We start from the raw sequence: 8,210 nt of genomic DNA, 5'->3' as shown, positions 1-8,210 counted from the left end.
TGGCTCTACCGTATTATCAATATACGACTTTTCAGTTAGGTTGGATGCTATCTGAATTGAATCACTATTGGTGTTCTCTCTTCTATTGATGCTGTAAGTTGCACTCATTCATCAAACTCCCATGTTAGATCTACCGATTGTGTAGTGTTGTTCCATGTACCTTGGAGGTTGTAAGGTGGGTCAAAATCAAGCACTGTTTTCACATAAATTTCATCACTAATGGATTCGCTTTGATCTCGAATCACACCAACCCGATAGTAGTAATCATTATTCTGCTCAACACTAAAGTCTTCGTAATACATAGTACTGGTGTTTGCAATTGGGTTACCTAGATTGCTTATGCTGGTTGATGTTTGATTTCGATAGATATTAAAGCTGTCGAATTTTCCAAATTGTGCAAATTCAAGTCTTACTCCAGCCATGCTACACCTCAATCAAATAGCTATTTCCAATTGGTGCGAGTCGCTTAATTTCACCATTTGAAATATAAACTCGATCACCCATCTGGAATTTTGCTGCGCTTGTACACATTGCAACCCCTGAATTATCGTTTAATTGCACTCGATAATTTGGATGGTCCTCATTAATAATAGTTGCAATATATTCAGGATGCTGGGGTAGTAGTCTTAATAATCTGTCATACGGATTACTCATTGATCACCCTTTCGATTGTAACTTGTTGCGTTACATATGCATGACTAAACGACACAGAAACAGCATCAACAATGCCTGACCATTCACCATTAAATGCAACTAAATCACCTGGTGTGCTTTCTTTAATTTCTTGATTGATTGGCATAGTTAACTCGTGATCTTCAATCTCTCCAGCTCTTGCAAGCAAAGATTTACCACACCATCCAGCACTAAGCTCATCTAACAATGGGCTAGAAAATGATTCGACTGGTATATCACCAGCGGTCCCAGTTAGTCGAATTTGATATGAGTCACCAGTTTTAGAGTTAATTAATACTGCATTGTTAAACCTTTGTTCATGAGACTCTTTAATTTTATGCTTAAGTACAAAGCTTTCAGGGATGATTTGATCATAATCATCAAGAGTCAAAGAATCCCAATATGTTTTTTTGTACTTGGGTTTAATGGAGAGTGTTTTTATTCCTTTTTCAGAATAAATAAATGCACCACCAGCTTCTACAACTTGCTTGATTGCATCTATTGGGCTTAAATTTATATAACTAAAATTACCCTCTTGCACTATCCAACCGTTTTCATTAAACATTTGCCAATTAAGCTCAATATCACTATTAATACGATCTATTTCAGCTTGGATGAGCTGAACTGAGGTCCATTCATTATCTTGAATATATGATCTTAAAGGTGCGTATTTATCACCACTTAAAAGAGCTGTAATGCTACGTCCATTAAGTGTGTGAGTAGTTCTTGCGAATTCTTTATTTGTTTCAGGCTCACCCTCATAAAACATAAGATGTGTTGTGCCATTCACTTCAATTTTTAAGATAATTGGCTCGTCATTTATAGGTTCAAGCTTAACCAACTCTTTAGGTGGAACAACCAAAGAATAACTCCAGCACCAACTCCCTCTATCAGAGCTATAGCTTCCGCTTAAAACATTAATTTCAGTATTTGTATCTAATCTGATTACTTTCACATGGTTCACGATGTACCACCATTTTTTATCTTCATATTTTGGCAAGCAGTCATCAGCACCAAAATTTAAAATCACATTGTGTGCATCAACTTCATTGCAATAGCAATTAAAATTTAAATCTGTTGATCCTGTGAAATCAGGAAGAATAGGTTTATCCCAAGGCTTAACTTTGTGCTTTACATAGTGGATGGGCTTTGCTTTATCCCATGCAAAATGATGTTTTGTAATTAGTTCTAAACTTTTATCAAATGCGTAGTTAAATCGCTTCTCAAAAATATGAGCTACTTCATGTGCATATGTTATGTTTTTACGTAATCTAATTACATCTTGCCAAACAATAGTATTGTCAATTCGCAGTTTATTTGCTGTTTCAAAAACCAAATTATCTGCTTTAAAGTATTTTTGTGTTTCTTGCCAAACAAATTCAACTGAGCTTTTTAACCCTGTGGATTTTTCAAACACAGTTCTCACTATGCTAGTAAGCGTTACTGTTTTTTCAAATTCAATAGCAGCATTATTAGTAAGTGTTTTTGCTTGCTCATAAACTGCAGCGCACTTATAAATCTCTAAATTCGACTTTGCATAAGGTGCGTCTATTTTAAATTGCTTTTGTTGAGATTTTTGAAAACTTGAAACTACACCATTTGACACACCAATTAAATTATTCATGTCTTGCCGACCTGTGATATCGGTTGAAAATGAACAATTAATTACAGCTTCTAAATACCCAGGATTATCTACTGGTTGTAAGTTATACCCTGAAATTTCAGCAATAAAACTAGTGTTAATAATAGCTTTTAGGTAATTAGCAACCAAATTTACATCATATGTTGCATGTAAATCATATGGTGCTGTGAGTTCGCTTGGGGATGGATTTTCTAAATAAATCCCTGTGAGCGAGTACGGTTTATCATGCTCGTAGTTATCGCTCATTTAATCACCTTACAAGCTTGGTTTTAAAAGTATTGATTCAAGTCTTTGTGTAGCACCAAGCACAAGATCATAGTTATTTAGAACAATATCTGTACCCATTTCAAAATCAGCAACAGCCTCACCTAAACCATTAAATAGTCTCGCCCAAACCGCTGTTCCTGTTTTTATTGCAAGACTGTCATTCGTTGGGTGGAGCTCAATACTGTCTAAATTTAGGCGTTTAAAGCACGGCTTCGGAAGAGTTAAGGTTGCTAATTTTGCCAACTCAGCAGGCACAACACTTAGACTATCTGGCTTCGGTGTGTCGTAATAGACAATGCTTGCACTAGCTTCGCCTGCATCTATATAACCTACCAGTGCTTGCAGTTGTGCTAATCCAGCTTTTAAAGATGGTGTAATCATTTTGGCACCACATTATCTTGAATTGTAATATTGAATTTTTTGAGCGGGTGTTGTGCAGCTATGCAGTAATTTTTCTTAGGTAAATTAGTAAATTTGTATTCACCATTCTCATTGCATGTAGTTATTTGCTCAAGTTGCATAGAATGACGTTCAAATAAAAAAACTTTACATGATGCTTTTATCACCTTGCTTTGCTCAAACACATTACCCTTAATTTGATACAGGCTTGGGTTGATTAATACATATTGCTTTGGTACAGAATATTTTTTCAGTAAGTAGCTGACTTTAAACATTATATTCACCTAAATTAACAAACCCAATGCGTGTTTGTGAGCGCATTCAACATATTCAAATACAAAACCAACCATTTTATCTTGTTCGTTAGTTTCGTAACCATGAATTGAATTTAATTCACCGTGAACTATTGAGTTGTAATTTGAACCAAGACTTTCAATATTTGGTAAAATCCCGCGCAAAAAACCTTCAGAATCATAAGCTAAGTTTTTTAGTGTTAGAAAGATACTACTCGATGCTGGAAGTAATGCTCCAGAGCTCGAAATAAAAGCTTGCTTGGTTGGTATGTAAAACAATAATGGGGAATTATGGTTTTGATGACTACCTGAAAATGGACGCATAACAAAAGCTGCTCCACTCACACCGCCACTATTCCATCGTTGTTGTGTGCCATCCTCTGTGTAATTTGTACCTCTACCAGTTCTTGCTGTGCAGCCCAGTATGAACCCCTTATACACATCTTCAGTCGCATCTTCTAAAACACCAAAAGCATATGGTGTCCAGCACGTTTGCCTAAAATGGCTTTTTTGCACAAGCAGTGTAAATGATTTTGAATCCCCAATAATTATCCATGAAGATGTACTACTAGCACCACCTTGGCTTTCATACCAATAGTTATTGGACTGGTTTGCGGAGGCGCTGTAATACCACCTTAAATAACCCTTTGATTTACCGGTGTTAGAATTAGCCCCATCGGGGGCGTAAACACTCCAATTTTCTTGATACGAAAGACCTAATGGTTGATGACCATAACCTGAATTAAAATCATCTATTCCACTACACTCCTCCAACATTCCAACCATTGCGGCTTTTACCCATGAGTCCGAATAACCCTCAACAGAGCCATCATCCACTCGCAAATATGGTCGGCACGCTTCTGATAAATCAGATGACTGGTAAACTGCTTTATTTGTTCCACTAAAAGCTTTATTGAAACCCAGGGCATTTAGTTTGCATGTCGTGTTTGTAACAACACCGTTTAAAACAGGGTCGTCAATTTTCTTTTTAACTTTAAATCTTTGCCCATCAATAACTTCTCTAATAATGTACTCACCAGTGATTACACCTGTGAAATTAATTGTTTGATGAGCTTGATAGCCATTTGCTAGTAAAGTGGCTACTGTGTAAAAACCTTCATGTTCAAAAATCGATGCAACTGCTTCGGGTGTTGAACCATTACACAAAACATAATCCAATACAGGAATTAAACACCCAATCGAATTTGTGATTTGTGGAGCATTTTTATTACTGCTAGAGAAATATTTTTTAAGTGTCATGATTCATACCTGAAAAAATAAAGGCTACCGAAGCAGCCTAATTAATTACGCGATCAATATCGCCTCGTAACATGATCTGAAATTCATCAGACAATGTTGTTGGTTCGGATTGCTTCACTGTTCTAATTACCCAAATTGGATAAATGGCTGCAATAGTATTGAAACGCAATGTATTGCCATTCGCCCAGCCTGCACCCCACCCCTCTTTTTTAATTACAAAGTATGGGACACCTGTTACCGGGTTAATTGGTTGATAGTCCGCATTTACATTACCTGTTGTGGTTAATTCGCCTGTGTATTCACCAACACATCTGAATGTTGATCCACTTGTAAACACAATTGCCCAGCGCTCTTGTATTGCACCATTGTTGGTAACTTCAATTGGGTAAATTGAGTCGTTGTAATTAGCAGAAATACTTCCTGTTGTTTGTGAGTCAGACCAAGTTCCTTGAGACTGCTGTACAAACTTATTTGTATAACGCGCTTGCATATCACCAATAATCAATGCTGAACCAACAATCGAATCATGAATTGAGTAATTGTGTGTAATTGGCTTGGTTAAAGTAAGTTGCCCATTAATCTGAACATCACGAATTAATCCCATATCCTGATAGCGATATTCTGCAAAGATAGGAGCTTCAAGCGAGCCTAAGGTGAAATCACCGCGTAAAGTCACTTTACCGTGATCATAATCAACCTCATAAAGTGTGGTTGGCACTTTCATCCCCTCGCTATCAACCAATTCACACCAAGCAATACGCTGATCATTAAGATCGTAAGTTGTGCCTGCAATGTGCGTTGGTAACTCTTGAGATTTTGATGAGCTAATAATCATAAACTCACCAGATCGAAAAATTGGCACACGACCATCCAAAGGGAGTCGAGTAGCTGACAAACCAATCACATCCTCGCTCAGTGGAATATATGAATAAGCAACTGCTGAGAATCGAATTGATTCAGGCAAAACATAGATTGGTTCATGAATCCATGTACTACCCCCCTCGGTGTATTCCATTGCAGGGTCGTACCATGACTGGCTCATAATTTCAGGTCGGTTTGCTTGAGTGATTTGAATCTTTTTACGGAAAACAAATTGCCCATACCCTTGCTCAAAATTAAAAAAGCCACCACAAGAGTTGTTTTCAATTACACCGTATTCATCAGGAGTAATATTTAAAACACCACCCTCAACCTTAGTGGCTGAAATGGTGAGTGATTGTGCACGGATTGGTAAAATTGGCGCTCTAAATGCCACTTGGTTAGTTTTCACACCACCCACTTGAGTTGCAAGGCTTTCAAGTGTTATTGAGTTTGCGGTACCAACATTCCAACTTGTAATCACCACAGTTCCATCACCGTAATGAACTTGCCCAGCAATTGTGCCTGCCCCTGTAGTGATTGATGGGTCACGATACAATGAACCAACACGATCAATATATGTAGCACCACCAAAAACAAAGCGAACAGACTCAGAAAGAATTTGCTCCGCAAAACCCTCGGTTAAATCCGTTTTTAAGCTGTTTGCTACGATTGTGTCCGAGTAAGTGGATGCACTAGATGTATCACGATAAGAAATAGCAACCGAAATAGATGAAACAACATTTGCCAAACTTAGTGTGTGATTAACAGCTTTCTTTTCGAGCTTTTTAACGTCTTGATATACATTAATTGACCCACCCATTGATCCTGAAACGCGATAAATACTTTCTCTGGTTGCCACTTCAACCTGATCAATAAATTGAGCTGTTGTAGTTGGTGTAATAGTGATTGTTTTACTTACATAATCAATCGAGCCTTGTTGTTGCCCTACGCTATTAACCATTCGTCCTAACGAATCATTAATTCGTCTATCGTACAACTCAATCTCACCACTGTGTGAACCATCCGCAGAGCGAACAGGCACACGAACCTTTACGGAGTTTGGTGCAAGCGCTGTAGTGATAGAATCAAGACTAACTGTCACTGTGCCACCACTTGGGATACCTGTAACCACAGTTGATAATTTACCGCCTTTTTGAGCGTCAACATTAAATGTTGTACCGCCATTTGGAAGTAAATTTGGTGCTAATTTCGCAATACCCTCGGCATAATCTATTGTGCCTGTGGCATCACCAGTGAACACACCAAGACCATTATCAGTGGCAGTTTTAGTTACACCATTTAGCAGCCATGTAACAGTTAACGTACCTGCCACAATCGAATCATTTACAGGGATTTCTACATAAGGTTTTGCAACCGCAAGCCCTGATCGCTCTTGTGATGAGTTTTGATTACCCCAAGTGATTAAAATCACACTCCCTACATCTGGCAAAGCACCAACAGTTAAGCTCATTGTTCCATTTGAGTAGTTAATTGTACCTACGCCAAATGCGGAATCAGTACCTTTTAATTGCCCTGCGCCATTATCTTTTAAAGTGTAAACACGATCTTGAGCCATGTAAGACACCTGTAAAGAACCCGGTGTTGGTAGTGGAATAATATTTCTAATCCAATTGTATGAGTTGTTTTCAGAAGTCACTAAAATCATTTCTGATTCAACTGGTGATGTCGATTTCCCTGCTGGTGTGAATTTAATGGTGATGTTTTGTGTGCCTGTACCAGCATTTGCATTCCACTGAATTTGACCATTTTGGTAATCAATTGTGCCGATAACTAAGTTATTTGCATTTTTTAACTCACCACCAACATCAGTAATCGCAGAGCCAAATAAGGTGAATTCAACACTCTTTGGAAGTATTGAAGACCCAATATAAAGCGCTTGAATTGTACTGATCGCCACATTGCTAAAAGTTTTGGTAATTTGACCACTCGCAGATGGTACGAGTGCGATTGCGTCTCCTGCTGCATTAATATCAATCAATGGTGTTTCTGATTGTGCTGACGGCACAATTTGACTAAAAATATTGGTTGCATTAACAATATAAGAGCCAACCTCAACATCACTTTTTAAATCAACACTTGAATAATACTTACCAGTGTCAGCATTGATTGTATCTCGAATAATGGTTGTTGATTTTTGACCTAAATACCACTGCTGAGCACTAATACCAACATAATCAATACTCAGTGTATTATTAAGTGTATATGTTGCGATTTTGTATAGGATGAGCTTGTCGTCTATTACCATTGTTGCTTCACGAGTAGATACTTCAGTAATACGAACATATTGCATTACTTGATTGGCTTTTCCCTCATTGGAAATCAGTACAATTGTTTGCCCAATCGCATTTTCAGCATCAGTTGGGAACATTGCCACTTGCAAGGTCTTCATACCTTGATAGTGCATATCTAATGGTGTACCTGTTACTAAAGCCCCTTTACCTAAATAGTTTTCAATACGATCTTTTGCTGCATTGCGCTGGTCCGTATATGAACTTGTACTAAAAAGGAGTGAAGACACATTTGGATCTTGTGGATTCTTAGATACAAAAACCGTAGCACCCATTAACTTGTCTGTATCATTTGTTGTAACTGCAGCAAAAACTTTACGAATCGATACATCACCAGCCGTGCGGTCTAATTCCGTAATATCATCAAATAAATTGTTGCTCACACCATCCTGGACAACTTTGCCTGAGTATTTACCGCCACCGTCTGAATTATCTGTTTTGCGTTCAGATTCATAGAAAACTAGGTTGCTTGTTTCAATCGGCATTCTCTAACTCCATAAAACGCAT

The 8,210-nt window shown here is 37.8% G+C and carries 7 protein-coding genes; all 7 read right to left on the bottom strand.

Annotated elements, in window-relative coordinates:
* Positions 1–104 precede the first annotated feature (104 nt).
* Genes AC5YC8_RS13825 through AC5YC8_RS13795 form a run of 7 tightly spaced genes read right to left on the bottom strand, consistent with a single transcriptional unit; the run spans position 105 to position 8,188 of the window.
* Positions 105–422 (bottom strand): hypothetical protein, encoded by a 318-nt coding sequence (locus AC5YC8_RS13825; RefSeq protein WP_496164886.1) that lies wholly within the window; start codon positions 420–422, stop codon positions 105–107.
* Position 423: 1 nt separating this feature from the next.
* Positions 424–654 carry a hypothetical protein gene (locus AC5YC8_RS13820; RefSeq protein ID WP_496164885.1) on the bottom strand — a complete coding sequence of 77 codons (231 nt, stop codon included), beginning with the start codon at positions 652–654 and terminating at the stop codon, positions 424–426.
* Positions 647–2,560, bottom strand: coding sequence for a hypothetical protein (locus tag AC5YC8_RS13815; RefSeq protein ID WP_496164884.1), 1,914 nt, complete (start codon positions 2,558–2,560; stop codon positions 647–649). The genes AC5YC8_RS13820 and AC5YC8_RS13815 overlap by 8 nt, the downstream gene beginning before the upstream one ends.
* Positions 2,561–2,569: 9 nt before the next feature.
* Entirely contained in the window at positions 2,570–2,962 is a 393-nt protein-coding gene (locus tag AC5YC8_RS13810; RefSeq protein ID WP_496164883.1) for a hypothetical protein, read from the bottom strand.
* Positions 2,959–3,255: a carboxypeptidase regulatory-like domain-containing protein gene (locus AC5YC8_RS13805; RefSeq protein ID WP_496164882.1), complete on the bottom strand. Its 297-nt coding sequence runs from the start codon at positions 3,253–3,255 to the stop codon at positions 2,959–2,961. The genes AC5YC8_RS13810 and AC5YC8_RS13805 overlap by 4 nt, the downstream gene beginning before the upstream one ends.
* A gap of 9 nt (positions 3,256–3,264) precedes the next feature.
* Entirely contained in the window at positions 3,265–4,533 is a 1,269-nt protein-coding gene (locus AC5YC8_RS13800) for a hypothetical protein (RefSeq protein WP_496164881.1), read from the bottom strand.
* 37 nt (positions 4,534–4,570) lie between these two features.
* Positions 4,571–8,188 carry a hypothetical protein gene (locus AC5YC8_RS13795; protein ID WP_496164802.1) on the bottom strand — a complete coding sequence of 1,206 codons (3,618 nt, stop codon included), beginning with the start codon at positions 8,186–8,188 and terminating at the stop codon, positions 4,571–4,573.
* Positions 8,189–8,210: the final 22 nt, after the last annotated feature.

The organism is Acinetobacter sp. FY731 (assembly GCF_059515905.1).
The sequence above is the reverse complement of the archived record's forward strand: the minus strand, read 5'-3'. Positions and strand labels throughout refer to the sequence as shown.

Coding starts and splice junctions, on each gene's coding strand:
- AC5YC8_RS13825 (WP_496164886.1), bottom strand. CDS start 422: ATGGCTGGAGTAAGACTTGAATTTGCACAATTTGGAAAATTCGACAGC.
- AC5YC8_RS13820 (WP_496164885.1), bottom strand. CDS start 654: ATGAGTAATCCGTATGACAGATTATTAAGACTACTACCCCAGCATCCT.
- AC5YC8_RS13815 (WP_496164884.1), bottom strand. CDS start 2,560: ATGAGCGATAACTACGAGCATGATAAACCGTACTCGCTCACAGGGATT.
- AC5YC8_RS13810 (WP_496164883.1), bottom strand. CDS start 2,962: ATGATTACACCATCTTTAAAAGCTGGATTAGCACAACTGCAAGCACTG.
- AC5YC8_RS13805 (WP_496164882.1), bottom strand. CDS start 3,255: ATGTTTAAAGTCAGCTACTTACTGAAAAAATATTCTGTACCAAAGCAA.
- AC5YC8_RS13800 (WP_496164881.1), bottom strand. CDS start 4,533: ATGACACTTAAAAAATATTTCTCTAGCAGTAATAAAAATGCTCCACAA.
- AC5YC8_RS13795 (WP_496164802.1), bottom strand. CDS start 8,188: ATGCCGATTGAAACAAGCAACCTAGTTTTCTATGAATCTGAACGCAAA.